The sequence below is a fragment of the Neolewinella persica DSM 23188 genome (genome assembly GCF_000373105.1).
GTDB lineage: Bacteria > Bacteroidota > Bacteroidia > Chitinophagales > Saprospiraceae > Neolewinella > Neolewinella persica.
The window spans coordinates 23,773-50,268 of record NZ_KB890418.1 but is presented as its reverse complement, the minus strand read 5'-3'; the positions used below and the strand labels follow the sequence as shown (position 1 = coordinate 50,268).

Below are 26,496 nucleotides of genomic sequence, written 5' to 3'. Positions count from 1 at the left end.
TGTTTAGTGGTAGACAATGGTGATCCGGTCGTTAATAAGGGGAGGCGGGGCCGCAGGTGCCAAAAGTCCAATAGTCCAAAATCCCGACAGACCAATTACCTTCGCACCAATGACCGAGACCCAGCGCCACGATGCCTTTCGTAAGTACTTCTACCGCCAGCTAGATAAGATCGCGGCCAACGAAGTGTATGCGGATACCGAGCGGGCTCTGGCGTTGCGACGACTTGTTCTGGAGATTTTTGAACGGGCGACGGAAAAGGATAAGCTGCACTTCAGCACCAGCTTTGCCCGAATTAGCTATGCTGCGCATAAATACGGGATTCCCAACGTCCATATCTTTCAGGAGCGGCGGTTCCGGCAGCGGCGTCCGGCGAAGTTATCGGAGCCGGAATTAGCCGACCACCTCGTGACCGGTTACCGGGTGGCCACAGAGTTGACCCGTGCCTTGTTTGGCGGGGCGGTACCCGCCCCCTGGGTCGATTACCTTACGCTGCCCTACCCCATCCCCTACGTTAAGACGGAGGTCAGACAACGCTTCCCCACCCTTCGGGTTGTTGCGGTGGAATTCGATGAGGAGGACCAGTTACTGTACGTCCGTGAAGAGGAACGCCCGGAAAACGTTTACGCTATCCCCTATGCGGAGGAAGAAGTGGCTAACCCCTTTATCGCTCAGGCCATTGCCATTGTTAAACAAGTCAGCGGTTTACCCTGCTTGCTCAACCTGATCAATGCGGAATTACGCGACGACGATCACTTGCACCCGGCGCAGATGGTGGTTGACCCAGACTATCTGATCGACGTCACTGCAGTAGCTGAATCTTTCAGCGGAACGCACCACTACCAGCCCTGGACGGCAATTGCGAAAAAGCTCGTCCCGATGCGCGTAGCCATGCCACTGGTTCGGGGTAATTTAGTCAACTATTTCCTCGACCGGTTGGTAGAAAACCCTGAGGTTAGTTTCAAAGCCCTGATTGGTAATATTTTCCAGACCCAACCGCTCCAACTATGTTTGTTTGACGACCGGGAGATTAAGGAATTGATTGCCCAACTAAACAAACACTTCGTTACGCTGCAAAAATTTGTACGGCAGGAATTAGAAGGCATCGATGTAGACCGGGAAGCCATTTTGCTGGAACCAAGCTTTCTAAGTCCGACTTACGGCGTCCAGGGCCGCCTTGACCTCTTACAGGCTGGAAAAGACAGGGACGACCCCACCACCATTGTGGAACAAAAAACAAGCAAGTATTGGAAGCAAAATCGTCATGGTATCAACCAGACGAATTATATCCAGACGCTGCTATATGATCTGATGATCAACCAGGCATTAGGCGAAGGGGCCAATGTCCGCAGTTATATCCTTTACAGTGCCGACTACGAAAGCGGTCTGAAGTATGCGCCGCCAGAGTACCTGCAAAAGCTCGAAGCCATTGCCGCCCGCAATCAGTTGATGGGCGTAGAATTGTTGATCGGCCAGCTGGGAGCCAGCCCCGATACTGACCTTGCTGCTCAGACGACAAAACTCCTCAACCGCCTGCAGCCCACTCGTCTTCCGGACCTGAGCAGGTTCGCCAAGCGGGACCACGATGCGGTCCTTACCCACTACGGTGACCTTAACGACATTGAACGCCGCTACTTTGGTGCCTACCTCGGGTTTACCGCCAGAGAACAGCGCCTCGCCAAAACCGGAGAACAACGCCTGGAAGGGATTAACGGGTTGGCGAGCCTTTGGCTCGACGACCGGGAAGCGAAGATCGAACGCTTCGAGCTACTCGACGGTCTGACCTACGCCGGCTACGACGAGAAAACCGCTATCCTGACGCTGCAACGACCAGATCAAGACGACCGGCTGGTGAAATTCCGCCAGGGAGACATCATCGCCCTGTACGCGACGCCAGAGGCGGCGGCAGGGCCTAAGGATGTGCTGGCCTCGCAGGTATTGAAGTCGACCATTACCAAAGTTGATCAGCAGGAAGTGCAGCTGAGATTGAGGAGCCAACAGCTGAACGACACCGCCTTTCAGCGGGGTAAGTTTTGGAGCATAGAAAAAGATGTCCTGGACAGTAGCTTCCGGAACCATTACCAGGGTATGCTGACCTGGGCGTCTGCGTCCAGTGAATTCCGGCAAAAGTGGTTGGGCTTCCAGCCTCCGGGGCAGGCAACAGCCCATCAGGAGACCATCGCCGCGACCCTGACCGACGAACAAAACCGCATCCTGCAACGCATCATCACGGCACCCGATTATTTCCTGCTGTGGGGGCCTCCGGGGACTGGTAAAACCAGCCAGATGCTTCACCACCTGGTGCGGCACCTTCTCGACAATACTTCAGAAAGTCTGTTACTTGTCGCTTACACCAATCGCGCCGTAGATGAAATTTGCGAAAGCATTGAGCGTATCATCGGACCGGACGGCGAGCCTTTCCGTAATTACCTTCGGATTGGTAGCCGCTACGGGGTAGCGCCCCGCTTCGAAGAACGGCTACTTCAGGTACAAAGTACCAGGATCAGTAAACGAGTGGAGTTAAAGGCCTTGATTCAGGAGACCAGGGTAATTGTAAGTACCGTTGCCAGTGTTGGCGGCAAAGCGGAGCTGTTTGCGCTGAAAAGCTTTGACCGGATCATTGTGGATGAAGCGAGCCAGATACTGGAACCATTACTGGCGGGGCTGTTGCCCCGGGCTCCGCGTGCGTTACTGATCGGAGATCACCGGCAATTACCCGCGGTGGTCCAGCAGCGGCCACAGGACACAAAAGTACACGATGAAAAGCTACGGGAGATCGGGCTAAAAAACCTGGCCACCAGCTTATTTGAACGGCTCTATCTGACGGCCCAGCGTAAGGAGTGGTCATGGGCATTCGATCAACTCAGTCACCAGGGAAGAATGCATGAAGACATCATGGCCTTCCCGGCGCTACATTTTTATAACCAGCAGCTCAGCATTTTGCCGGAGGGCATTGCTCACCGGGAAACCCAGCTCCAAAAACTTTCCCTGGCACCTGCGGCCGCGCCCCTGGAAAAAACATTGAGTAACCACCGGCTGGTGTTCCTGCCGACCCAGCCCGACAGGTCTACTGCAGACCCTAAAGTCAACGGCCACGAAGCAGCATTAATGATCCGGTTGATTGAGGCATACACCCGCCTTTATGCCCCCACAGACCGGCCGATTCAACCCGGAGACATCGGCATCATCACCCCTTACCGCGCACAGATTGCCCATATCCGCAGGCAATTACAGCAAGCGGGGTTGCCTGCAGAAAACTTCCAGGTAGACACGGTGGAGCGCTATCAGGGCGGCGCCAAACGGATCGTGCTGATTTCCTTATGTACCAACGAATACAGCCAGATCCAGATGCTTTCCCAGATTAGTGAAGAGGGCGTTGATCGGAAGCTGAACGTCGCCATGACCAGGGCGCGGGAGCACCTCGTCATTGTCGGTTGCCCGGAGATCTTACGGCAGAGTATGGTGTATGGGGAGTTGCTGGATTTTGTGGCGGGTGGGAATAACCACTAATGGAAGCTTTTAGTCGTAAACTGGTCGGGTGGGAGCAAGCCCCGCCCGTACCAGCCTCGAACTTGTTGGGCGTGTCGCTGAGCGAACGCTAGTCAGCTCTTCGTTAGCGAGCAGGGGCGGGGCAAGTCCCGCTCCTGCTCGCAAGAATTTCAACGAAAATCTGTAGGCTTCTACCAGTAAAAAGTAGCCCCCAAACTAGGCAGGATCGGCAACTGATTCACCCGTTCATTAGTGATCCGGTCTACGTAGAAGATATTCTCCCGGTTATAGCTGTTGGTGACGCTGGCCGTTACTTCCAGTCGGGCATTGTCTCCGAAATTGATGGTGCGCTGCAGGGAAAGGTCCAATCGGTGGAAATCGCTGAGGCGACCGCCGTTTCGGTCCGGGCTAAGCAAGACACCCAGGTCGCCGTTACCAGTAAGGATATTGGGCAGTACTGGATTGGAACTCAGGTCTGGTTCTTCGACAAACCCGATGGTCTGCGTGAAGGGGAAGGCGGAACCGAAATTGAAACGGAAGCCAAATTCCCAGGCATTATCGCCACCAAAGATGTAGGAGCCGTAGGCATTGACGTTGTGGCGGCGATCAAAACTGGTCGGGTATTCGGCAATGGCGTCAGTGCGGTTAACGAAGCCCAGGCTATAGTTACCTGCAAGTAAGATCCGGCCACTCCGGTATTCTGCGGAAATGTCACCGCCATAGGCAACGCCATCGAGGGTAACGAAATCAGGATCAGAAGACAGTACTTTGTTGCGGTTCAGCTCGATGAGTTGGTTGAAGCCTTTGTAATAACCCTCCAGGTTAAAGGTCAGTTTTTCATTTGCGTCTACTTCCACCCCGACGATACCGTGAACGGCCGTCTGGAGATTATTGTCAGTTGGGGTAACGCCATCAGTTTCAAAAATAACACGTTCGGGCCCCACCAGATAACCGTTGAAGAAGTTAACAATGTCAAGATCGTTCTGGGTAGAAATAAGGTTTTGGCTATAGAGACCACCAGCAGCCTTAAAGCGCAGGTTGGAGGTGGCGTTAAATTTGAGTCCCAGACGAGGTTCAGGAGAGAAGGTATTCTGAGAAGCGTAATATTGAACGCGGAACCCAGGTTCCAGAATCAGTTTGCCGATCGTACGTTTGTATTTGACGAAACCATTTAACTCGGAAGTAAAGTCCTCCTGATTGAAGGTGACGTTCAACGGGTTGACAAAAGAGAACTTAGTGTTAAGTCCGTTAAAATCGAAACCGTAGGCCAATTCCGTATTCTCACCAAAGTAGGTGAAGGTCAGCTGCGCCGTGTAGTTCGAAACTTGGCTGCTGCGAGGAGCGCCGGATTGCTCCACCAACGCCACGTCATAGACCGAAGCACTGATCACCCCGTCAATAACGACATTACTGCTGGGAGGTACAATGTTGAAGCTGGTACCACCACCGTTATTAGTCCAGTTAAGCCGGGCCAAACCGGGCACCTCAAAATCATCGGTAAAATTAAAGCCAAAGATGTTCAGCTTAGAACCGTTTCCGCCTACCAAGCTTATTTTCCCGTAGATGTCCTGGTAGTTGTAAGGAAGACCAATATCTGCACCGGTGACGGACGAAGTATCGCTCAGGTTGAAGAAGTTGTCCTGTACAGCGTACTCGTATAAGCTCTTACTGGTTTCAGGAAGCAAGCTTTTCTTACCAGTTACCAGAAAGCTGATGCTGCTCCCCGTGGCCGGATTGAGAGGTTTGATCGGGCCTTCCAGTAACACCTTCGCCTGGAAGGGACTGGCGGAGACAAGACCACTGAAGTTTTTCTTGTCGCCCTCGCGGGTTTTGATGTCAACGATGGCGGAAATACGGCCACCGTACTCGGCGTTGAAACCGCCGGTGTAAACATCGGCAGAACGTATCGCCTCCGTTTCGAAAACGGAGAAAAGGCCGATGGAATGAAAAGGATTATAGATGGTCATACCATCCAGCAGCAATTTATTTTGCACCGGGCTACCACCCCTGATGTAGAGCTGTCCGCCCTGGTCTCCGGTACTAACAACGCCCGGAAGCACGGTAAGGTACTGGGCGATGTCTGGTTCGCCTCCCGTAGCAGGAAGGCTCATAATTTGCTCAGCGCTGAAGGTCACCTTAGACACAGCCACATCGGAGCGGGCCTGTTCCCGGCGGGCACTTACGTCGACAGTTGCCAGGCTGATACCACCAGATTTGAGGTTAATCCGCTTGTACTCAATCTCGTTTGCTACCGCGATATTGATGCTGACGACGGTGCTGTCGTAACCAACGTACGTTGCAATGAGCTTGAAATCCCCGATGGGCAAGCTGGCAAAACTGTAGAATCCATCGATATCCGTATTCTCTCCTTTATTCAGACCGTTCGGTCCAATCAGTTGCACCGTACCAAATGCGATCGGATCGCCGGTTTCCTCGTCGAAAACGTTACCCCGAATGATGGCGGACTGCGCGGTGAGCAGGCCGGAGAGGAACAAACAAATTAAGAACAACAGATTGCGCATGGTAGGCTGGGGCTTTGAAAGGCGCAAAAGTAACAGGAAGGAGGGAGAGTAGGTAGCAATATGGTCCGTAAGGTGGAATAGTTGGGTATTTGGTCGGTTGGGTGGCTGTTTTAGAGAACTACTCCAACTTTTTAAAAAGTTGTACTAGCGCCTACCGCACCCTTGTCCGGAACATCTCCTGCTCCCCTCCCTTGGTCATCAGGAAGCCCACCAGCTCATCACCTGGCGTAATCGGCCCTACGCCTTCCGGGGTACCGGTAAACAGCAGGTCCCCCTTCTGGAGGCGAAAGAACTGGCTGACGTAGCAGATCAAGGTCGTGAGATCGAAGATCATGTTACGACTGTGGCCGTGTTGGGCTTCCTCTCCGTTTTTCTCCATTCGGAATTCGATGTCGTTGAGGTCGATGAATTGGTCAGGGTCGAAAAATTCCTTGCTTAGTGGGGCGGAATTGTCGAAGCCTTTGGCAATCTCCCACGGGTGACCTTTGGCTTTTAACTCGTTCTGCAGATCACGGGCCGTTAAGTCTAGTCCCAGGCCGATGGCCCCGACGTAGTCCATGGCAAACTGCGGCTGGATGTGCCGGCCGTTTTTGGCGATACGGATGACCAGCTCCGTTTCGAAGTGGATGTCCTGGCTGTATTCAGGATAATAAAAGGGCTTGTTGTTCGGCAAAATGGCCGTTGGCGGCTTCATGAAAACCATTGGTTTTCCGGGGGCTTTATTACCTAGTTCGGCGGCGTGGGCGGCGTAGTTGCGGCCTATGCAGAAGATTTTCATTAGTGAGTTTTTGAGTTGGTGAGTCACTGAGTTGCTCCGCACTTTGGAGGAGTTGGATTTAGCTTCGCTGCGTCCTTCGGAGGTGGGCGGGGACGCGGGTGCAAAGAAAGTTGGTTACCCAGCCTTTAGGCTGGACTTTAGCAGGCACTAAGGTATGTCCGGAGCCGTAAACAGCAAATAAAGATTATAACCAGGCACGAGCAATAACCATAAGCTAAGACCAGCTGCCCGGAGGCGGTTGATGCATACTACCAAGAAAAAGTATGACCATAAGACGCCACAAATCAAATAGCCGATACGGGCAAATGCAACCGTCGCATCGGCAGGAACTGGATTGCCGTCATCATCCCCTGCACCAGCAATAAACAACGCCGGCAAACCGATGTAGATCAGCAAAACCGACACTCCAAAAAAGAGCATTAATGGACTGAAATAGAATAGGCTCACGCTGCGGCGAGGATCAATCAAGTCTTTAAAATAGATGGGGTTGGGTTCGGGCATATTAGTTCTTAATCAATTTATGCCTACAACACGCTCGCGGAGCAGCTCGTAGAGCTTTGTATCACAGCACCGGCTTCAGCCGGGAAAAACAAACAGCACACCGCTCCCCCGATTCCCGTGCAAAAAAAGGGCCGGAAGTCCGTCTCTCGTAGCAACGGGGTTCACCCCGTTGTTTTCGTTGGTTCGTTGTATTCGTTGGTTCATTCGTCCAAATATCTGTCAGGCCGATGATTTTCGTTGGCCAGCCAGCCTGAAGGCTGCGTAATCAAGGGAGTTACACCACCCTCCACCCAGTTCCCATCAAATTCTTAGCAATCCGCCCCTCAATATCCGAAGTCTCGGCCGGCTCAAAGGTCTTCCCGGTAATTGTTTCGTAGAGCTCGACGTAGCGGTTAGTGACCAGGTTGACGAAGTCTTCCGGCATTTCGGGCATCGTCTGCCCCTCCAGTCCCTGGAAGTTGTTGTCCATCAGCCATTCGCGGACGAACTCTTTGGAGAGTTGTTTCTGGCGTTCGCCGGCGGCCTGGCGCTCAGCGTACCCCTCGGCATAGAAATAGCGGCTGGAGTCGGGGGTATGAATCTCATCGATGAGGTAGACTTCACCGTTGAGCAGACCGAATTCGTATTTGGTATCAACCAGAATGAGGCCGCGTTCGGCGGCCATGGCCGTACCGCGGGCGAAGAGGCGCCGGGTATAGTCCTCCAGCTTTGCGTAAACTTCCGGGGCAACGATGCCTTGAGCCAGAATGTCTTCGCGGCTGATGTCCTCGTCGTGTCCTTCCTCTGCTTTGGTGGCCGGGGTAATGATCGGCTCAGCAAAAGCATCGGCTTCGCGCATACCGGCCGGCATCTCCACCCCACACAGCACCCGCGGCCCCGCCTCCTGCTCCGCCTTCGCGTACGTCCGCCAGGCATGCCCGACGGCGTAGCCACGAATCACCATCTCGACCGGAATCGCGTCGCAGGCCTTTCCGATGGCGATATTGGGATCAGGAGACAACTCCAACCAGTTCGGGCAAATGTCCCGTGTTGCTTCCAAAAAATGAATCGCGGTCTGGTTAAGTATCTGGCCCTTGTGCGGTATCGCCTTCGGCAATACATGGTCAAAGCTCGAAATCCGGTCACTCGCCACCATCAACAACTGATCGCCCCGGCGGTAAACGTCCCGGACTTTACCTCGGTAAAAGTCGGCAGGAGGGTCGAAAGTAAGATTGGTTTCAAGTAGCGCTTTGGACATGAGGGTTGAATTTAGCGCTAAGGTAATTCAGCGCTCGTAAAATAACTGCGGCCCTTCTCCTGACAATCAGGAAAAGGGCCGCTGGCCTTACGATACCGTAATTTGCTATAGCTGCTCTTCGGAGACAGCGATGTCCTCGTCGAGCTCATCCTCCACGGGAAGCACAGCTGCGGCTTGGGTCATTCCCTGATGGTGGTCGTTGTTCTTCTCTTTGTGCTTCTTGATTTGCCGACGCAACGCTTCGGTGACCTCGGCAATGGCACGCTTGATGCTCTGGTCGTTGTATTCTGCGACCAGGTCATTTCCGGGAATCGCGAGACGAACGGATACCGTATGGCCGTTGGCCGTGTTGCCATCGCCGTCCTTGATGTACACGTCCGCACGCTCGATGCGATCGTAAAAGGTTTCTAGTTTATTTACTTTTTCGTTGATGACTTGCTTAGTGCTCTCCAGCAATTCGCCGGACTTATGAATGGTAATCTGCATATATGATCAGGTTTTGGTTAGAAAATAGGTTATTCTGGCAGGCAGTATAACTACTGGCCTTACCACTTTATTCTATCTGGTAAACTACCGGCGGGTAACTTTCGTTCGCTGCAAGGTGAGATCATTGATTAATCATTTTGTTCACCAGACAAACATTACCGACGCCAGGATAACATGACTAAAGCTACGTTAAAATTCACGGAATTTCAAGGTCATCGGATCGCAACTTTAGCGCATGTGCACCCGACTACTGATTTACAGCCGGTTGTGTGGATTCACGGCCTGACGGGCAGCGTAAACTTCTGGGAGGCGGCTATGTATCCGGAGATTAAGAACCAACGATCCTGGCACTCCATCAGCCTGCCACTTCATCACCCCAGCACCTATTCCGGCAAACCAAACCTTGCGGCCATAGATGAAAATATTCTGGCAGAAATAATTCAACATGCAGTAGACGATCTGGTGCCGGAAGGGAAATTTCATTTGGTGGGCTACTCCGTCGGCGGCTTCGCCGCCATGAATTACGCCGCTAAGTTCCCCGATCGGGTGGCCTCCATCATCAGCGTCGGAGGCTTCATGACCGGCCGGGCAAAGGGCATCGAAGGAGCCCTGCAGTTCTTCGCTAAAGGAACTTTTTTCCGAAAGGGTATCTTTCATGCGAGCTATTGGATGATGCAACGCCATCGCGCCTTTTTTAAACTGGCGACCCTGGCCTACGCCCACAGTTGGCGCAGCCTGCTCGACTACCCCCAGCTTGATCCGACCATTCGCAACATTTTCCCGGACGTAAAGCAACATGAAATTGCCGGACAACGTGCCTGGTTCAGGTATTTGTTAAACATGAACCTGCTGGATGAAATCTGTCAGATCCAACACCCCGTTCTGGTAATTGCCGGCGACCGTGATCCGGTCATTCCATTCAGGCACCAACAGCGATACGCCAATCTATTACCCAACTCCCAACTGGTGGTACTTCCTGATGTAGGACACGTTGCATTTGGTGAAGCTGACGAAGAATTCCGAACGGCAGTACTGAATTGGCTGGCGGCGTTTGACGCTTAACGCCCGTATCGCAATTCATCTTTCGGCAATTGTAACGCTTTCGCTCAACCCACTTTCCTACACTTACTATTTTATCCGCCCACTACTTTAATCTCGCTGAACCCATCCCCTACCGGCTCCAGCTGAATCTGGCAATGAATGCGTTCCCGCAGCTCTTTGACGTGGCTGATCAACCCGATGGTCTTGCCCTGTGCCTGAAGCTGTTCAAGACTGGTCATTGCCTGATCCAGGATTTTCTCGTCCAGGGTGCCGAAGCCTTCATCGATGAATAAGGACTGAATGACCTGCTTACCTGCTGCTAAATCCGATAATCCGAGGGCGAGAGCGAGAGAGACGATGAAGGTCTCTCCGCCGGAGAGCGTACTCGTTGGCCGACGGTTGTCGTTCTGGAAGGTATCAATGATCTCCAGTTCGAGCGCCTCCTTATCCAGCCGGGCAGCAGCTTTGTGCCGCATCTGATAGCGGCCACTGATGGAGTTGAGGTGATAATTACCAGCCTCCACTAAGCGCTGCAAGGTCAGTGTTTGAGCGTAGCGGCGGAATTTGGTGCCGTCCTTCTGGCCAATGAGGTTATTGAGTGCCGCCCAGCGGTTGAGTTCTTTCTTGCTCGCTTCGAGTTGAAAGCTGATGGACTTGGCGGCCGTGCGACGTTCATCGTCCCGGGTTACTTCACCTTTCAGGGCACCAACCAGCTGTTCGTTTTCGGCGTAAGCAGCCTCGTCCTTAGCAAGGTGCTCACTAAGCTTTTCAGCTGGCGGCAAGTCTTTTACTGCGGTGGATAATTCGCCGTGACGTGCTACCGTCTGCTCAACTCGTGCGCGGTAAACCTTCAATGCCTGTTCCTTATCGCTCAGTTCCTTCCGAAGTGCTTCTTCTTCCGCCAGCGGCAGTAATTCCTTACATCCCGCGGAGAGGCCGGTAAAGTCAAGACTTTCGGCCAAAGCATCGAGTTCCTTCGACAATACTTCCACTTGTGCCTCCACCGCTGCCAGGTCTTCCATTCGGGCATCCCGGGTAGTTACCGCAGCTGTTTTTTGTCGACCAACACGTTCAGCCTCAGCCCGACTACTATCCGCCAGGTCCTGCACTTTTTTATCATGCGCTGCCAGCATTTCCCGACACTCCTGTACGGTATGGGTGCCGATAAGGCCAACCTTTTCAAGTCGAAGTTGCTTCAAGCTTTCCACCGTTGCGATGCTGCTGGCCGTCAATGTCTTCAGGTCAGCAGCAGCTTTCGCTTTTTGGGCCACGTAGGTGGTTATTGATTGCTGAACTGAAACCATTCGTTGCAGATCTCCGCGCAGTTGGCGCAGTACTTTTAACCTTCCGGTAGCCGTGGCCAATTGTTCTGTGGCAGCAACGAGCGCGGCGGGAAGGTCGGGCAACGCAGGCGGCTCTCCGGGCGGAAGAAGCGCGGCAGCTTGTTCCCTCCATCCAGTAGCCGTTGCCTTGGAGGCAGCAAAGTCACTTGCAGCTTTCAGTGCTGCCGTCGTTTTTTGCGTTAGGTTGGCTTTTGCACGTTCCAGTACTTCCTTTGCCTGCTCAACATCCCGACGGGCAAGGCCAATCTCGGCGTCTTCCACGGGCTCAAAATCAACGAGCGCAGGATGTTCTGTTGCTCCGCAGACGGGACAAGCCTCCCCTTCAGGAAGCGCGCTGCGCAGGTGGTCCAGGCTTTGGGTTTGCTCCTTTCGGCGTAAGTCCTTCTCGCGTAATGCAAAGGTTTCTTCAGCCTTCCGCTGCGCCTTTTCAGCAGCGATCTGGTCGCCTAATGCTGTTGCTCGTGCCACATCGGCCTTATCTTCCGCAGCCTTAGCTAATTCCAGTTTACTGGCGGCAGCCTGGTATCTGACCCAGGCTGTAAGTACGTTAACTTGTTGGTCAAGTTCGGGGTGGCGGTTTTCAAGTTCAGCCAGTTCAGTTTCCAGCGCCGGTGGTTCGGCATTCCCCGTTTTTTGCCGGAGGGTTGCCAGTTCATGCTCAGCCGTAGTTTGCTTAAGGCTTAGGTCCGCCACTTCCTTTTGTAGCTCGCTCAGGCGAACTTTCTCTTTATTATCCGCTACTTGCAGCTCGGCAATCTTCCGTTCAAGGCCTTCTGCTTGCGCCAGAGTCTGGAGTTTTGACGGCCGTTCCGAAAGGTGTTTTTCGAGTTTTTCCGTTGCCGTTTCCACGGCGTTACGCGTCCTCGTTACTTCGGGCTTAAGTGTTTTCAGCGCAGCTTCAGCGGCAGCCAATTGGGTAGTAACTGTTGCTTTATTTTTTTTCAGGCCATCCATTTTCGCCAGTGGACTGCGCAGGGGTTGGAGGCGTAAACTAGCAGTTAATGCGTCACGTTTCGGCGTCATGGTTTCCCACTCCGCCTCCAGCATGGCGACATGCTTTTGTTCCGTTTCCAGCAGCGTCGTTTGCTCGGCGTACCGGCGGTGGCTTTCCAGTGCTTCCCGGCTGCTTTTCAGGCGCGGCCGCAGGTGCAGGGAGGTTTGTTCAGCTTGCTTGAGTTTGTCTACCAGGAGCTTGCGGTCTTCCGCAGCGAGCGGCGGTTGTAGCTCCAGCTTGTTTTTAAGGGCAAGGTATTCGTCGTTGGCCACCTTGTGGCGAATGAACGCCGCCTCACTAATTTGGCTATAGATCTCCGTACCGGTGATCCGCTCCAGCACGCCGGAGCGTTCGCTTACGTCGGACTCCAGGAACCGGGCAAACTGGCCTTGGGTCAGCATGACCGAACGGACGAACCTACCGTAATCCAGGCCCAGGATTTCTTCCGTTCGCTCATTGACGCCGCGGAGGCCATCGGCATTATCTACTGGTTGGTATTCACCAACTGTTTCATTCCAGGCGCTTAAGGAACGTTCGGCGGTCTGGAGCTTACCGTCGGGTTTGGAGCGCGCCCTGCGGCGCTCCCATCGGCTGAGGTAGCGGCCGTGATCATTACTGAATTCCACTTCGGCGAAGCAGTCTCCCGTTCCGTGGCTCATCACTTCGTTGCCGTAGCGGTCGCGTTCGGTGCGGCCGTACAGGGCGAGCGTGATGGCGTCAAGGATCGAGGTTTTGCCGGCCCCGGTGGGGCCGACAATGGCGTACAGGCCGCTGGAAGCCAGCGGCTCCTTGCGGAAGTCGACTTCCTGGTCCCCGTGCAGAGAATTCAGGTTACGGATACCGATGCGTAGTAGTTTCATTCGGCAGCGGCTTCGGTTTCGTTCATCCAGTTCCGCAGTTCGCGGAAGCTGTCCAGGAGATCGTCGTAGTCTTCGCGTTTCTCCGCTATCTCACCATTGTGGCAAAGCTGATAAAAAACGTCTTCGGGGTCAAGTTCACTCAGGTTGCGGGTGATTAGCTGCGGGGTGGCGATGGCCGCATCCGGACGCACCAGGCTGGTTCGAAGTATTTCAGGTCTGGGGTAATCATCAGTCGGTTCACCCGAAGTGATAACTGCCTGCAGCTCCTCCCGCAACAGGGGCAAGGGGTGGGCAGTTTCAACCCGAACTTCAACCCAGGGGGCCAGCTGACTGGATTCCAGTACCTTTTCCATCAGCGTAAGTGCCTTAAGCTCCGACAATACTTCCTCAGCAGTACCACGGACGCTCTTTAATTCTCTGAACCTAGGTACAGTAATTTTCTGAACATCAACTTCTTGGCCTGCCTTACTTAAATCAAAAACACAGACCGATTGTGGTTGCCGCGCTTCTCCGAAAGTAAGTGGCACCAGGCTACCGGAGTAGCGCACGTTTTCCTTTCCCCCTACCCTTTGGGCCTGGTGGATATGGCCGAGGGCCACATAGTCAAAAGACGCAGGGAATTGTCCGGCTTCGATGTTGTTCTTATCCGCCAGGTAGATGTGGGAGGCTTTGTCTTCTGCATCCTCGGAGCCCGCGGCGAAGAGGTGGCCGGTGGCCAGAATGGGAACTTTTGTGTCACCTTGCCGGGCCTTTACCGCAGCACCGATTTCCTGGTAATGGGTGAGAATGGCCGCTCGCATGCGTTGCTTCCTATCCTCCGGAGATTCTCCGGCAATGCTGTATTTAAGGTCCTTGTCCCTAAGGTAGGGAACCGCGGCTACCAACACTGCTCCTTCTTCCTTTTTCTTTGCACCTGCGGCCGCGCCCACCTCAGAAGGACGCAGCGAAGCTAAATCAAGCAAAAACACCTGATCGTTGAGGTCTGATTTTGCCCCGCCAACAACATGGAGATTAAGGTGACGCATCAACTCCGCTGGGGCGTCAAGCAAGGATGGGCTGTCGTGATTCCCCCCCACGATGATGGCTGCTTTACAGCCAGTTCGTTGCAGCTCTCCGAGGAAATTGTAGTAGAGTCCCCGTGCCGTATTGGATGGATTCATCGTATCGAAGATGTCTCCGGCTACGACCAATAATTCGACCTTCTGCTCCTCAATAGTATCCAATAACCAGGCCAGCGCTGCGCGATGCTCGGCCGTTCGGTCCCGCTCGTAGAGGCGGTGGCCAAGGTGCCAGTCTGAGGTGTGAAGAATACGCAAAGGTGAATGGAAGAATTAAGGAATGAATGAATAGTGGCAGATTGGGCCGAAGATAGTTATTGGAGCGCATTGTTCCCCGGTACTTGTGCCGGTTGTTAAGAAGATGCCGGCACAAGTGCCGGGGAACGATGTGGACCCTGGCTGAGGTTGTCGGTTACTCCGTAAAAGACAGCGAAGGAGAAGGTAGCCACTCCATGCTTTCGTTTCTCGGTCAAGACGGTTCCAACCTATCAAAAGGGAAGCGGTTGTACATCATTCCATAAATGGGAACTTCGCCATTAGGAAAGGCCATTGGAAGTTAATTATGACCCCAGGATCAGGCGGTTGGAGTTTCCCTCGTCTCCCTAAGGATCAGGAAGCCATCAATACCATGCCAAACATACAATTGTACAATTTGGACGCAGATTAACTTTATTGAGCGCCCTGGCTAAAGCCGGGGCTACACTATTCCCCATTCACAAACCGCTCATGATCCGGTTTACCATGATAGTATTTCGTGTAATCTCCCCGGTGGATTAGCTGCATCCCTTCGGTTTCTCCCGTAAACTCGTAAGTCTCGGCCTTAAAGTTGCCGCCTCCACTTACCTGAACGCTGATTTCGAGCCGGCGGTACTGATCATCCGGCTCTCCGGTCACGCTTTCATACGCATCCAACATTTCCAAAGTCTGTACCTGCTTGTCGGAATTAAGATGATAAAGTTCACCGGTTACCGTCTCTTCTCCTCCCGCGACAAACCCCGGATACATACCTAGGTCGTACAAACTACCCTTGGTTATTGCCTTACCAATCAGGGTAGCCCGACGGCTTAGGAATTTGCTCATTGAGCTGGGAATATTACTTAAAAGGGTACCGTATACGAAAAGGTGCATAGTAATTTGTGAAGTTGTCGGGTGATCGAGTTATCTGGTTGTCCAGTTGTCGAATTCTCCGGATTATCTGGTTATCAAACTGACAAAGTTACTGCTTAGTTGATTCAGATCTGATGGGTATCCAGATTTGTTGTTCAGCGTCAGGAGCCATGGGTTGATATCCCTCCGACATGATTTCAAAGTGCGGCCGGTCATCGAGCTGGTACCCCGAAGAAGGCAGCCATTACCGAAAAATGAATCCGAATATCCGGGGGGTATCCGACGCCGGACCCTGGTGGTTGAAACAAGCATAAAGGCCGCCGCTCAGGTGGAAAGAATTGGCTCCAGCATGTTCCGCAGGAGTGCCTTTAACTTCCACTGCTGCCCATTTGGTAAAGACGGTGGTTGGCCCAAAAGTCGAAAAATCAAGCCCCGGCGCATAGACTCTTAAATCGTACACCTTTTTACCGACCCTCCCCACAATGGTATTTCGTATCGGCATAAAGCCCTGGAACAAAGACCGGGTATGGTCATCAGCCAGGGACATCTCCTTGAAATGGCCGATCAGGTTTGTGGGAGACAGGTCAATGATTCTGGGTCGCATCGAATACAGTTCAGGGTTAAATCAATGCTTTGACACAGATTCATGATGTTGTTAAATAGCAGAGACTGCAAAAATTCATTTTCCTTTTTTAAGGACAAATTTTCTGCTCGCAGCAGTTTCCGGCCCCGGAAAGTCCTCTGGCAATTGCTGTGATACGCTTCCCGTTGCAGCCCATTCCACCCCCCGCAAGAAAGAATAGATGAAGCCTACACCTTCAAAAGATTGGGTATTGTGCCCCAGAGTAGTATGAAACACGCGGCCTTTTCCGTAATTGATCACCATCATCACGGGTTCATGCCTGTCGGTGGGCGCTTTCTCTGACTGATCTTTACCCGTAGCAAGCACCTTCAACTGCTCAGCGGGGCCTCTTAGTTTGGCGTAACATTCATCTGCTGTGGTCAGCCAAACATCAGGCATTCCCTTTGTGATGGGATGCTCCTTATCCCGAATCGTAACAGGAAATTCATGCAGTGCACCGTGTTGTCCGGCATTTCCAGGAGAGGCATCCCTTGCTAATTTGCCCTCATTCGTGTAGTAGACGTAGGGCCCGTCCTTTTCATTACGGTCTCCCCATCCTCCTATGCCAATCATCTTATTATAGGCTGGCCATTCGGGAAAGGAATTATCTGCAGCATGCACAGAAACAAAGCCTCCACCCTTAGCAACAAATTTGTCGAATTTTTTCCGGGTGGATGCAGGCCAGGGGGCTGCCTTCCAACCGAAGTTGGAAACAACCACGTCATACTTCCCGAACTTTGGCTTGAAGCCTGGATCTGTAGCGGGCTGTTCAAGATCAGTTGTTGGTTCGGTTCCTGCCAGCGCGAGATACGCTTCCTCCTTATCGCCTCTCCAGGTAACCTTCGTCCGTTGTATCTCTACACTAAACAGCCCCGTTGCCTCCAGGTACTGCTTCATCATAATCGTAGATTTAGGCCATACAACATGATTGTTCTGACCGTCGATAATCAACACCTTTATCTGGGCAAAAACAGTTTGCGGCAAAAAGATAAGAAGGCCGAGGATGATAGATAGATTTTTCATTGTTCTTAGTCTATTGGTTGAATTTTAGATTTCCCAATGGCTTATCGCAAGGACGTAAGGGTAAATTATCGTACTGACCGAGAGCACTGGAGGCTTACTCCGGTCAGTGCGACTTGGCTTTACGCCCAATCGTATGAGGGGAGTCCTGACGGGCAAAGCTGCTAAATCCACTTGGTGTTGCAGGAAGCTATAGTTCCTAAACAACAATTTAATATAGCGTATCCGTGCCCAAATTAATTCGCCATTTCCCGGGCCCGCATTGCCCGAACGAACTGAATTTGTCCGTAATCCAGACTTCCCGCACCGTATTTCGTATTTACAAATTCACAGATTGCTTTCATGCCAAGGCCTTCGTCAGGGAGGTTAGCAATGGCTTCATCGATCCAATCCGGCGCATCGATCCTGAAAAATTTTGTGGGGTCAAGGTTTGGTGCCTTGTCCTCCACGTAACATTTGGCAAGGTGCCCCAACACTGTATTCTCCGCGATCTTACGACTGGCAGCAATCTCCGCCACCGTTGCACCAGCGGCGTAGGCTTGGTAGCTGGCTTCGTGGGTAGACAAGTCCCCGCGCTTATCCTTATCTTCTCTCCGGACGTGTTTCTTGATCACGGTCATGAACTGGTCGCCAAAACGGTGAAGCTTCCGCTCCCCCACGCCGCTTATCCGCCCCATCTCCGCATTGGTTATCGGCTTTTGGGACACCATTTCATGGAGGGTCGCGTCGTTGAAGACTAGGTAAGGCGGTATGCCAAACTCCCGGGCCAATGTCTTCCTGACTTCCCGTAATTCGTCAAACAGGCCAAGGTGTTCGCGTTTGACGGTTGCCCGTTGCTTAGTCTTTTTCTCTTCTTGTGCACGCCGGGCTTTGATGGTGGTCATTTTTACCAGCTCCACTTTGGCACCTTCAAAGAGTACGCGCTTTGCCGCTGGGGCCAACTTAAGTTTTCCATAGTCTTCGTGCGCGACGTAGAGATACCCCAGGCTGATAAGTTGGTTGAAGTATTGGTTCCAGTCGAAGGTGGAGGTTTCCCGGCCGGCACCGTAGGTTTTGATCTGGTCGTAGCGACGGTTACGGATCTCGGCGCGGGCGGAGCCGCGCAGCACATCGATCACCATGCCCATTCCGACGCTTTGTTTCAGCCGTGCCACGGCACTCAGGGCCTTTTGAGCCAGCACCGTTCCGTCGAAGTGCTCCGGCGGATTAGCACAGATGTCGCAGTTGCCACAGTTCTCCGAATGGTCCTCGCTAAAGTAGTTTAAGAGAATACGACGGCGACAGGCGAGGCTGTCTGCGTATTCCTTCATCCGGTCCAGTTTGGCGATCTGCAGTTCGGAGTTGGTGTTACCTCCGATCATGTCCTTCAACGTCATATAGTCGTTATAGGAATAGAACAGCAAGGTATCTGCTTCGGCTCCATCCCGGCCCGCGCGGCCGATTTCCTGGTAGTAGTTCTCCAGGTTTTTTGGCAGAGAATAGTGGATGACCCAACGGACGTTGCTTTTGTCAATCCCCATACCGAAGGCAATGGTGGCGCAGACGATCAGGGTTTTGTCGTTGATGAAGTCCGACTGCACCTTAGCGCGGTGATCTCCCGTAAGGCCGGCGTGGTAAGCCTCGGCATTGTAGCCAGCTTCGCGTAGCTTCTCCGCCAGACTTTCCGTTTGCTTACGGCTCAGGCAGTAGACGATACCGGCCTGGTCCGGTCGTTCCCGCAGAAAATTAATGATCTGTTCTCTGCGCTGCCGACCGGGCCGGACGGCCAGGGACAGGTTTGGACGATTGAAGCTGGCGATGTGCTGTTCTGAATCGGGAATGCCGAGTTGCTCGGCCATATCACGGCGGGTAAGGCGATCTGCGGTTGCCGTCAGCGCCATGATGGGCGTGTCCGGGAAAGCTTTTTTGAGTCCCTTTAACTGGGTGTACTCTGGCCGGAAGTCGTGGCCCCAGGCAGAGATACAGTGTGCTTCGTCGATCGCGAACAGGCAGATGTTCCGCCGTTTCAAGAAGGTAAAGAAGCCCTGTGATAACAGTTTTTCAGGACTGACGTAGAGCAAATGAAGTTCGCCATTTTCGTAAGCAGTTTCTACGCGGTGCGCATCCGTTCGGGCTTGGCTGGAGTTGAGAAAGGAGGCGCGGATGCCGACGGCGTTCAGGCCGTCTACCTGGTCCTTCATCAGGGAGATCAGGGGGCTGACCACCACCACCGTCCCGTTCATCGTTACTGCGGGAATCTGGAAGCACATAGATTTACCGCCACCAGTAGGCATCAGTACAATGCTGTCTTCTCCCCGATAGGTATTTTCGATGATCTTCAGCTGTAAAGGCCGAAAATCATCGTAACCGAAGTATTTCTTGAGGGCCGTTCGGGCTAATTCGGGGGTCATATGGTGTGTTGAGCTGCTGTACTCGCAAATATGGGAAAATATAAATAAATATTACTAATTGTTTGTAAAATTAATCGAGTTGTCGGTTGTCAGGTTATCGGAAGTATAAGGCCCCTACCTGACAGACGGAACACCCTACATCTAGAAACCTGGACAACCAAGAGAACTCGACAACCCGAAAACTGGACACCTGGACAACTAGATAACCTGGACAACTAGAAACCTGAACAACCGGGAGAACCCGATAACTGGACAACCCGATACCTTGAAACCTTGACATTTTCTACGAAAATGTCTTGGCCCTCTCCCCCGCCCCTTCGTAACTTTGGGCTAACAATGGCAGATCGTAAATTCAAACGGCAGATTGCTCAGCTGGAAAAAGCTGGAAATGACGACTTCCTCCTCATACTGACGGGGGGTGCGGGTGCTTTTGCCACCCATGAGTTGCACCAGTTGCTACGCAGAATCAAGGTTAAAAAGCGGCAGATCAGCAAATTGCGTGATACCATGTTTAAAGTTGGCCTCTGTATTCCCTTTCTGATGTTCGCCGCCTGCGCAGCGTCGCTGGCCAGCCTGAGAAGTTTGGTTGGCTTTTTTTTAATGGCGATCCCTGCCTGCCTTATTCTGCTGGTCATTGCCCAGATACATGCTGGTAAAAGCTTCAGTTGTTATGACCGGGCCAAGCGTTTGCGCTGCATCATTCAGCAGGAGCTGGAACGGAGAAGGGATAGTTCTATAGTCTAGTAGTTCAGTAGTCTAGTAGTCGGTAGTTCAATAGCTTGGTGGCATACTTTGCGCAAACAACGAACGTCCACTTGCGGTAGCACTACAAGACTACTAAACTATTCGACTACAAGACTAATAAGGGCGCGGCCGCAGGATGCAAACCAAGTTTGTTAAGGAGCAGCGTATGGCACCGTTATTTGCTTCGACGAACGTTTCGCTACTACCCCCGGCAAGTGATCCAAAACTTGCCCTTAACCTTTTCCTTGCACCTGCGCCCCCGCCCACCTTATCACTACACCTAAAACACCTATGCCCGATGCGATTACTTACGCTCCTGCTTCTGCTTTCGTCAATGCTCCCCGCTCAAAGAAACCTTCAAGGCATGTTAACGGATGCCAGCACCGGAGCCCCCCTGGCCTACGCCTACGTCTTCCTGGAGAAGGACCAGCAATACGGTGTGATCAGCAACGAACGGGGAGAATACCGGATTACGCTGGACAGCACCCAAATGAACGACCGGCTCGTCTTTAGCCTGATGAGCTATCAGCCCCATTACCTGAAACTACAAGAACTTGAACCAGAACAGACACACTATAACCTGCAACTAAATACATCCTTTCTCGAACTTCAGGAGATCGTCATTCTCTCAGATATCGGCCTGCGCGCCATCGTAGAAAAAGCCCTGGTCAACATCCCAAATATCTACGGTGCTGAAGACTATTTACTAAAAGGTTATTACCGCAAATACGATATTGACAATCAGGAATACGCTCAGTTGGTAGAAGCTATGGTAACTATCAAAGACGAAGCCTACGACGATCCCGAACGCGGCGTTAAAGCCTGGATTGATGAGTTCAGAATGAGCGATTACACTGGCTCCGGTCAAGAACGGTTTCAAACACGAAAGCGTAACCAACCTTCTCTACTTGGTGGCTATGCAGACATCAGGAATGGCGTTAGAATGCACTACCTGCATTGGGTTACGTCGATTGCCGGAGGCCACGACAACCTCCGCTTCACCAACCGTGGCGAGTACCTCGAAGGCAAAGACACCCTGATCCGGATTGCCTACAACTGGGACCTGAAAGCCAGCGGTGCCAACGCCGAACAACAAGCCCGGTTAAGCGCCTACTTCACCGGGGAAGTCCTCATCAACCGTACGGACAACGCCATCCTGCAAAACACCCAGGGAAACGCGGGTAAAGGTTTTTTCAACGATGCCACCTACCAAAAGACCAAGGGAAAATATTACCTGAAACAACTGGTCCAGGGAGGAGAATTTCGCTACGATTCCCTGCAGCAATCTCACTTCTACCAAAGCATTCTTTACGTCACTGACGTAATTATTGAGGCTAAACAAAAGAAAGCTTACCGGAAAGGTAATCGCATCAACAGCGAGTTGACGCTGGAAGAGGTCAGGACGCCCTACAACCCAAAGTTCTGGTCGGCGAACCCGATGATGGTCAAACTTCCAGCGCCAGCGGCGCTGGAGATCGGGCTTTCTCGCCTGCGGAGCCTGGAGGAACAGTTTCGGGAGAATGCGCGGAAGGTGGTCGAGGAATAATTTCCTGTAAAACCACCTGTTTCTTTTAGCACCGCATCTTGCCAAAGACCTTAACCTAATTAACACTGACATGAGATTTACTAACGCTATCCTTCTATTCTTCCTCTTCAATATCGGCGTAATCGGCTCCTTAACCGGCCAGTATACGGTGCGAGGAGTTGTAATCGATGCCAATACCGGCGCACTCTTACCGTCGGTCAACGTATTCCTGCAGGGCAATCAATCCCGCGGCGTACTGACCAACGAAAAAGGAGAATATAAGATCGTTTTATCAGCAGAAGAGCTGAAAGACCAACTCGTGTTCAGCCTGCTCAGTTACCAGACCCATAAAGAACCCCTCTGGCGTTTAGACACCGCTAACCTTTATTTTAATTTGCAGATGGAGACTTCCTTTATTTCCCTGAATGAAGTGGTGGTCATCTCCGATCTTGGCCTGAAGCAACTGGTTAAAAAGTGCCTGGACAACGTACCAAATATTTACGGACAGGAAGACTATTTGCTTAAAGCCTACTCCAGGGTTTACGACATCGACAGCGACACCTTCAGCCGGCAGATAGAAGCGCGCCTAAACATCAGGGATACTAACTGGCCGCGCCCGCGACCTAAAAAAGGGGAATTTTTCAAAACACGACCTAAGATAAAAATCGAACAGTTCAGAATGCCATCTTATAAAGGTTCTTCTTTGCGTGACCGCTGGGAAGTACTGAATGGTCAGTACGTACTTAACTCAGGATACGATGGTTGGGTGAATAAATTACGTAGTCCAGGAGGCTTCAGAAGTGCTTTGAGGGGTAAGCAACTATTGGAGGCCATGACCTTCCGTAACCGGGGAGAGTACCTGGACGGCAAAGACACCCTGGTCAAAGTACACTATCGCCTGTCCGACGAAGAAGTTGAAGCGGCCAATATAGCTCCTGAATCAGTTGAACATTGGTACTCTGGCGAATTGCTCGTTAACAAAACTGACCTGGCCTTTGTCCGCATCACGGAAGGCAAACTTAGGGAGGATAACACAGAGGAGTTTTACCGGGATGCGCTCTACCAAAAGGTAGATGGCCGGTACTACGTTAAGCGACTCAAGGAAATAATGTCTTTCGATTACAATTACAATACTGCCACTTATTACACCAATCGCCTCCTACACGTAACGGAAGTCATCACTAACACTAAAGCGATCAAGGCTGCTTTTAAGGGTAAATCCCTTGATTATACGCTTGACCTCAAAGATGTCAGGGTACGGTACGATGTGGATTACTGGGCCGACAATTCCATGCTGCAGGACATTCCGGCACCTGATATGATGCAGGCCGCCCTTGAGCAGATGCAGGAATTGCGTAGCCAAAAGAAGAATAATAAATAGCCAGATGTCGGAGACGGCTACGTCCGGAAGCTACGCTGGCCGCAAAGCAGCCACTACACGTTCCGCCAGCCCGTCCCGCGTACTAAGCGAAAGCTGTACACGCTTCACGACGCTGTCGTGGGTTTCGGCGTAGGCGGCCCAAACGTGGTAGTTGCCTACTTCGTCGCGGTCGCAGTAAACGCCAAGAGGCATGGAACAACCACCTTCCATGAGGCTGAGGATGGTCCGTTCTACATTAGTGCATTCGCCAACCGTTACGTTATGTAGCGGGGCGAGTTGCTTACGGATGGCGATGGCATCCTTCCGCGTTTGAATGGCCATCACACCTTGGCCGGGCGCAGGCACGAACTCCTTCGGGCTGGGGCGAACGACGACCATGTCCGACAAATCCAGCTCAAGTCGCTCCAAACCAGCGGCGGCGAGCATGACGGCGTCCATCTCGCCGGTGCGGGCCTTCTCCAGGCGGGTGGGTACGTTGCCACGAATGTCAACGGGCACCAGGCCGGGGTGCAGGTCCCGCAGCTGGGCCTTCCGCCGGGCGGAAGAAGTACCGACGGTAGCCCCGTCAGCTAACTGGAAGGGTTTGCCGGGAACGGCCTTGGCCTTATTGATGACCAAAACATCGTTCACTTCAGCGCGGTAGCTAAGGGCTGCCAGGGTAAGGCCTTCGGGCTGATCTGTCGGCATGTCCTTGAGGCTGTGGACGGCCAGGTCGATGCTGCCGTCCAGCAAGTGATCTTCAATTTCTTTGGTGAAGAAGCCTTTGCCCTCCAGTTTGTCGAACGTCAGGTGCTGGACGCGGTCGCCCTGCGTCTTGATGATCTTTAATTCGGAATCGATGCCGAGGTCTTTTAGTTGTGCCTGGACGAAGTGGGCTTGCCAGAGGGCGAGGCGGGAGCCGCGGGTTCCTATTATCATGGTCGTTGCTTTGAGGGGCTTCTCCCCGGACTACGGCCGATGCTTCGCATCGTGGCTTCGTCCGGGGTAAAACGATTTGATCCCTCCGGGATCTTAAGTCAGGCTAGAAATCTGCTGTTTTAGGCGCACGCGGGAAAGGTATCACGTCCCGGATGTTCGTCATACCGGTAACGAACATGACCATACGCTCGAAGCCGAGGCCGAAGCCCGCGTGGGGGCAACCACCGAAGGTCCGAAGCTGTAGGTACCAGGCAAGTTCGTCTTCGTGGACGTCCATTTCTTTCATCCGGGCACGAAGCACGTCTTCTCGTTCTTCACGTTGGGATCCGCCGACCATTTCTCCGATGTAGGGGAAGAGAATATCCATGGCAGCAACGGTTTCGTTGTCGTCGTTGAGGCGCATGTAGAAGGCCTTGAAACCTTTGGGATAATCGCGTACGATGACCGGCTTCTTGAAGTGCTTTTCTACGAGCCAGCGTTCGTGCTCGGCCTGCAGATCGGTCCCCCACTCTACCGGGAACTCAAATTTCTTCTTTTTGTAGGGCTTGGACCCCTGGATGAGGCGAATGGCCTCCGTGTAGGTGATGCGGGCGAAGTCGTCCCTGACGGTGAACTCCAGCATTTCGATGAGGCCCATGGGGCGGCGAAGCTCGGCCTTCATGTTCTTCTCGGACTGTTTGATGCGGTCGTCGAGAAATTCGAGATCGGCGCGGTAGTTGTCCAGGCAGTGGTTGATGAGGTACTTCAGGTAGTCCTCTGCCAGGTCCTGGTTGTTGTCGATATCGGCGAAGGCAATCTCCGGCTCGATCATCCAAAATTCGGAAAGGTGGCGGCTGGTATGGCTGTTCTCTGCCCGAAAGGTGGGACCGAAAGTGTAGACCTTACCCATGGCCATGGCACCGATTTCTGCCTGCAACTGACCGGAGACGGTCAGGTGGGTGCTTTTGCCAAAGAAGTCCTTGCTGTAGTCGACGTTACCGTCCTCGTCGCGTGGAGGAGCTGCCGGATCGAGGGTGGTGACGCGGAACATTTCGCCCGCGCCTTCGGCGTCGTTGCCCGTGATGATGGGCGTATGAAGGTTATAAAAGTTCCGGTCGTTGAAGTACTTGTTGGTGGCAAAAGACAGCGCATGACTTAACCGGAAGACGGTACTGAAGGTATTAGTCCGCATCCGGAACTGGGCGTTCTCGCGAAGAAATTCCATGCTCTGAGACTTGGCCTGCAATGGGTATTCGCTCAGGTCGGTCGGGCCATAAATGGTGATCTCTTTAGCAATTACCTCGACGGACTGGCCTGAGCCTTGGCTTTCAATTAATTCGCCGGTTACGCCCACACAGGCATGAAAGCCAATGGCGCGAATGGTTTCCTCAGAAAAATCCTCCCCGTTCACGACCACCTGAAGCGTTTCCACACCAGAACCATCGTTAAGGACCATGAACCGATTACCACGCCAGGCGCGTACCCAGCCCATAACGGTTACTGAGGTACCAATGGGCGGTGCTTGGAGTAGGGTAGAAATTTCCTGACGGTGGATCATGACGCTGAATTCTTTGAGGGCGCGAATGTAAAGGATTAAAGGGAGAAAGGAGGAAAGGGGTCGTGGGGGTTCCTCTCTTCCTTTCCCCCTTTTCTCCCTTCTTACTTTAATCAGGGCGCGAAGATAGTAATAGTCAAATAGTCAAGCAGTCAAATAGTCAAATAGTTGCAACTGCACGTTGGATTAAGGGGGCTTGCCTCGCTCGGGTGGTTGCGACGATCTGACTGACCGATTATCTGGCTCTCTGACTAATAAGGGCGCGGTCGCGGGTGCAGGGAAAGTTAGAAGGCAGAGCGATCATATCACTAAAATCGTCAGTGGTAAGGCGGTTTCTCGCCCTGCCCCGGTCTACTGCTATTGTGCAACCAGCATCAACCATCCGGAACAGGGTAAAACTAAAGAACGGTCGTGCTGTTTCTGAGCAAAACCAACTAAAATGGAAAACTATAAAAAAGCATACATCGCAGGAGGCTGCTTCTGGGGCATGGAAGACCTCTTCAGGGTACGGCCCGGGGTTAAAGATACCGAAGTCGGCTACATTGGTGGCACCAATGACCACCCAACCTACCGAAACCATCCCGGCCACGCAGAGGGTATTGAGATCACCTACGACCCCAGTGAGACATCATTTCGAAATATCCTTGATTACTTCTTTCGGATCCACAACCCTACTACGGTCGACCGACAAGGGAACGACAGAGGCTCCAGCTATCGATCTGCCATCTTTTTTCAAGACGAAGAAGAAAGGCAAACCGCGGAGGAAATAATCGAGATTGTCGATGCTTCCGGTAAGTGGGAGGCTCCTGCAGTAACGACACTTGAGCCAAAATCCACTTTTTGGCCAGCGGAGCCTGAGCACCAAGACTATCTGGTAAGGATACCTAACGGCTACACCTGCCACTTTGAACGCTTCAAAGAGAGCTTCATCTAACTGGCACGCTGTGC

19 protein-coding genes are annotated in these 26,496 nt (G+C 52.6%); 6 read left to right on the top strand and 13 right to left on the bottom strand.

Annotated elements, in window-relative coordinates:
• The first annotated feature begins 109 nt into the window (after positions 1-109).
• Positions 110-3,508: a DEAD/DEAH box helicase gene (locus tag B036_RS0105130; RefSeq protein WP_020567617.1), complete on the top strand. Its 3,399-nt coding sequence runs from the start codon at positions 110-112 to the stop codon at positions 3,506-3,508.
• Between the two features lie 170 nt (positions 3,509-3,678).
• On the opposite strand, the gene B036_RS0105125 is transcribed toward B036_RS0105130, so the two are convergent.
• The 5 genes from B036_RS0105125 to hpf form a co-directional block, all read right to left on the bottom strand.
• Positions 3,679-6,009 (bottom strand): TonB-dependent receptor, encoded by a 2,331-nt coding sequence (locus B036_RS0105125; protein WP_020567616.1) that lies wholly within the window; start codon positions 6,007-6,009, stop codon positions 3,679-3,681.
• Between the two features lie 151 nt (positions 6,010-6,160).
• Positions 6,161-6,787 (bottom strand): fumarylacetoacetate hydrolase family protein, encoded by a 627-nt coding sequence (locus tag B036_RS0105120; protein WP_020567615.1) that lies wholly within the window; start codon positions 6,785-6,787, stop codon positions 6,161-6,163.
• A 147-nt stretch (positions 6,788-6,934) separates the two neighbouring features.
• Positions 6,935-7,288, bottom strand: coding sequence for a hypothetical protein (locus B036_RS0105115; protein WP_020567614.1), 354 nt, complete (start codon positions 7,286-7,288; stop codon positions 6,935-6,937).
• Positions 7,289-7,562: 274 nt separating this feature from the next.
• Positions 7,563-8,525 (bottom strand): phosphoribosylaminoimidazolesuccinocarboxamide synthase, encoded by a 963-nt coding sequence (locus B036_RS0105110; RefSeq protein WP_020567613.1) that lies wholly within the window; start codon positions 8,523-8,525, stop codon positions 7,563-7,565.
• A gap of 105 nt (positions 8,526-8,630) precedes the next feature.
• Positions 8,631-9,011, bottom strand: a complete 381-nt coding sequence (gene hpf / locus B036_RS28130; protein ID WP_020567612.1) for a ribosome hibernation-promoting factor, HPF/YfiA family — start codon at positions 9,009-9,011, stop codon at positions 8,631-8,633.
• A gap of 237 nt (positions 9,012-9,248) precedes the next feature.
• On the opposite strand from hpf, the gene B036_RS0105100 reads away from it, so the two are divergent.
• Complete coding sequence (locus B036_RS0105100; RefSeq protein WP_169435033.1) at positions 9,249-10,073, top strand: alpha/beta fold hydrolase; 825 nt, start codon at positions 9,249-9,251, stop codon at positions 10,071-10,073.
• A 71-nt stretch (positions 10,074-10,144) separates the two neighbouring features.
• Here B036_RS0105100 and B036_RS0105095 read toward each other — a convergent pair whose 3' ends face one another.
• The 6 genes from B036_RS0105095 to recQ all read right to left on the bottom strand — a co-directional run bounded on the left by B036_RS0105095 (position 10,145) and on the right by recQ (position 19,446).
• Positions 10,145-13,249, bottom strand: a complete 3,105-nt coding sequence (locus B036_RS0105095; RefSeq protein WP_020567610.1) for an AAA family ATPase — start codon at positions 13,247-13,249, stop codon at positions 10,145-10,147.
• On the bottom strand, positions 13,246-14,565 hold the full coding sequence (locus B036_RS0105090) for an exonuclease SbcCD subunit D C-terminal domain-containing protein (RefSeq protein ID WP_020567609.1): 1,320 nt from the start codon (positions 14,563-14,565) through the stop codon (positions 13,246-13,248). The genes B036_RS0105095 and B036_RS0105090 overlap by 4 nt, the downstream gene beginning before the upstream one ends.
• A gap of 444 nt (positions 14,566-15,009) precedes the next feature.
• Positions 15,010-15,435: a gamma-glutamylcyclotransferase family protein gene (locus B036_RS31660; protein WP_020567608.1), complete on the bottom strand. Its 426-nt coding sequence runs from the start codon at positions 15,433-15,435 to the stop codon at positions 15,010-15,012.
• Between the two features lie 223 nt (positions 15,436-15,658).
• Positions 15,659-16,018 (bottom strand): GyrI-like domain-containing protein, encoded by a 360-nt coding sequence (locus B036_RS28120; protein ID WP_020567607.1) that lies wholly within the window; start codon positions 16,016-16,018, stop codon positions 15,659-15,661.
• Between the two features lie 75 nt (positions 16,019-16,093).
• Complete coding sequence (locus B036_RS0105070; RefSeq protein WP_020567606.1) at positions 16,094-17,059, bottom strand: ThuA domain-containing protein; 966 nt, start codon at positions 17,057-17,059, stop codon at positions 16,094-16,096.
• A 233-nt stretch (positions 17,060-17,292) separates the two neighbouring features.
• Positions 17,293-19,446, bottom strand: coding sequence for a DNA helicase RecQ (gene recQ / locus B036_RS0105065; protein ID WP_020567605.1), 2,154 nt, complete (start codon positions 19,444-19,446; stop codon positions 17,293-17,295).
• Between the two features lie 336 nt (positions 19,447-19,782).
• Between recQ and B036_RS0105060 the strand changes: the two genes are divergently transcribed.
• The 3 genes from B036_RS0105060 (at position 19,783) to B036_RS0105050 (ending at position 23,096) form a co-directional block, all read left to right on the top strand.
• Positions 19,783-20,190, top strand: a complete 408-nt coding sequence (locus B036_RS0105060) for a hypothetical protein (protein ID WP_020567604.1) — start codon at positions 19,783-19,785, stop codon at positions 20,188-20,190.
• A gap of 364 nt (positions 20,191-20,554) precedes the next feature.
• Positions 20,555-21,736: a carboxypeptidase-like regulatory domain-containing protein gene (locus tag B036_RS0105055; protein WP_020567603.1), complete on the top strand. Its 1,182-nt coding sequence runs from the start codon at positions 20,555-20,557 to the stop codon at positions 21,734-21,736.
• 70 nt (positions 21,737-21,806) lie between these two features.
• The gene (locus B036_RS0105050) at positions 21,807-23,096 is read left to right on the top strand and encodes a carboxypeptidase-like regulatory domain-containing protein (RefSeq protein WP_020567602.1); all 1,290 of its coding nucleotides are present in this window, start codon (positions 21,807-21,809) and stop codon (positions 23,094-23,096) included.
• Positions 23,097-23,126: 30 nt separating this feature from the next.
• Here B036_RS0105050 and hemC read toward each other — a convergent pair whose 3' ends face one another.
• Both hemC and asnS read right to left on the bottom strand, forming a co-directional pair.
• Complete coding sequence (gene hemC / locus B036_RS0105045) at positions 23,127-24,014, bottom strand: hydroxymethylbilane synthase (RefSeq protein WP_020567601.1); 888 nt, start codon at positions 24,012-24,014, stop codon at positions 23,127-23,129.
• 103 nt (positions 24,015-24,117) lie between these two features.
• On the bottom strand, positions 24,118-25,551 hold the full coding sequence (asnS, locus tag B036_RS0105040; protein WP_020567600.1) for an asparagine--tRNA ligase: 1,434 nt from the start codon (positions 25,549-25,551) through the stop codon (positions 24,118-24,120).
• 436 nt (positions 25,552-25,987) lie between these two features.
• Between asnS and msrA the strand changes: the two genes are divergently transcribed.
• Entirely contained in the window at positions 25,988-26,482 is a 495-nt protein-coding gene (msrA, locus tag B036_RS0105035; RefSeq protein WP_020567599.1) for a peptide-methionine (S)-S-oxide reductase MsrA, read from the top strand.
• Positions 26,483-26,496: the final 14 nt, after the last annotated feature.

What these genes read in the sequence shown, in the direction of transcription:
- B036_RS0105130 (WP_020567617.1), top strand. Translation starts at nt 110, where the DNA reads ATGACCGAGACCCAGCGCCACGATGCCTTTCGTAAGTACTTCTACCGC.
- B036_RS0105125 (WP_020567616.1), bottom strand. Translation starts at nt 6,009, where the DNA reads ATGCGCAATCTGTTGTTCTTAATTTGTTTGTTCCTCTCCGGCCTGCTC.
- B036_RS0105120 (WP_020567615.1), bottom strand. Translation starts at nt 6,787, where the DNA reads ATGAAAATCTTCTGCATAGGCCGCAACTACGCCGCCCACGCCGCCGAA.
- B036_RS0105115 (WP_020567614.1), bottom strand. Translation starts at nt 7,288, where the DNA reads ATGCCCGAACCCAACCCCATCTATTTTAAAGACTTGATTGATCCTCGC.
- B036_RS0105110 (WP_020567613.1), bottom strand. Translation starts at nt 8,525, where the DNA reads ATGTCCAAAGCGCTACTTGAAACCAATCTTACTTTCGACCCTCCTGCC.
- hpf (WP_020567612.1), bottom strand. Translation starts at nt 9,011, where the DNA reads ATGCAGATTACCATTCATAAGTCCGGCGAATTGCTGGAGAGCACTAAG.
- B036_RS0105095 (WP_020567610.1), bottom strand. Translation starts at nt 13,249, where the DNA reads ATGAAACTACTACGCATCGGTATCCGTAACCTGAATTCTCTGCACGGG.
- B036_RS31660 (WP_020567608.1), bottom strand. Translation starts at nt 15,435, where the DNA reads ATGCACCTTTTCGTATACGGTACCCTTTTAAGTAATATTCCCAGCTCA.
- B036_RS28120 (WP_020567607.1), bottom strand. Translation starts at nt 16,018, where the DNA reads ATGCGACCCAGAATCATTGACCTGTCTCCCACAAACCTGATCGGCCAT.
- B036_RS0105070 (WP_020567606.1), bottom strand. Translation starts at nt 17,059, where the DNA reads ATGAAAAATCTATCTATCATCCTCGGCCTTCTTATCTTTTTGCCGCAA.
- recQ (WP_020567605.1), bottom strand. Translation starts at nt 19,446, where the DNA reads ATGACCCCCGAATTAGCCCGAACGGCCCTCAAGAAATACTTCGGTTAC.
- B036_RS0105060 (WP_020567604.1), top strand. Translation starts at nt 19,783, where the DNA reads ATGGCAGATCGTAAATTCAAACGGCAGATTGCTCAGCTGGAAAAAGCT.
- B036_RS0105055 (WP_020567603.1), top strand. Translation starts at nt 20,555, where the DNA reads ATGTTAACGGATGCCAGCACCGGAGCCCCCCTGGCCTACGCCTACGTC.
- B036_RS0105050 (WP_020567602.1), top strand. Translation starts at nt 21,807, where the DNA reads ATGAGATTTACTAACGCTATCCTTCTATTCTTCCTCTTCAATATCGGC.
- hemC (WP_020567601.1), bottom strand. Translation starts at nt 24,014, where the DNA reads ATGATAATAGGAACCCGCGGCTCCCGCCTCGCCCTCTGGCAAGCCCAC.
- asnS (WP_020567600.1), bottom strand. Translation starts at nt 25,551, where the DNA reads ATGATCCACCGTCAGGAAATTTCTACCCTACTCCAAGCACCGCCCATT.
- msrA (WP_020567599.1), top strand. Translation starts at nt 25,988, where the DNA reads ATGGAAAACTATAAAAAAGCATACATCGCAGGAGGCTGCTTCTGGGGC.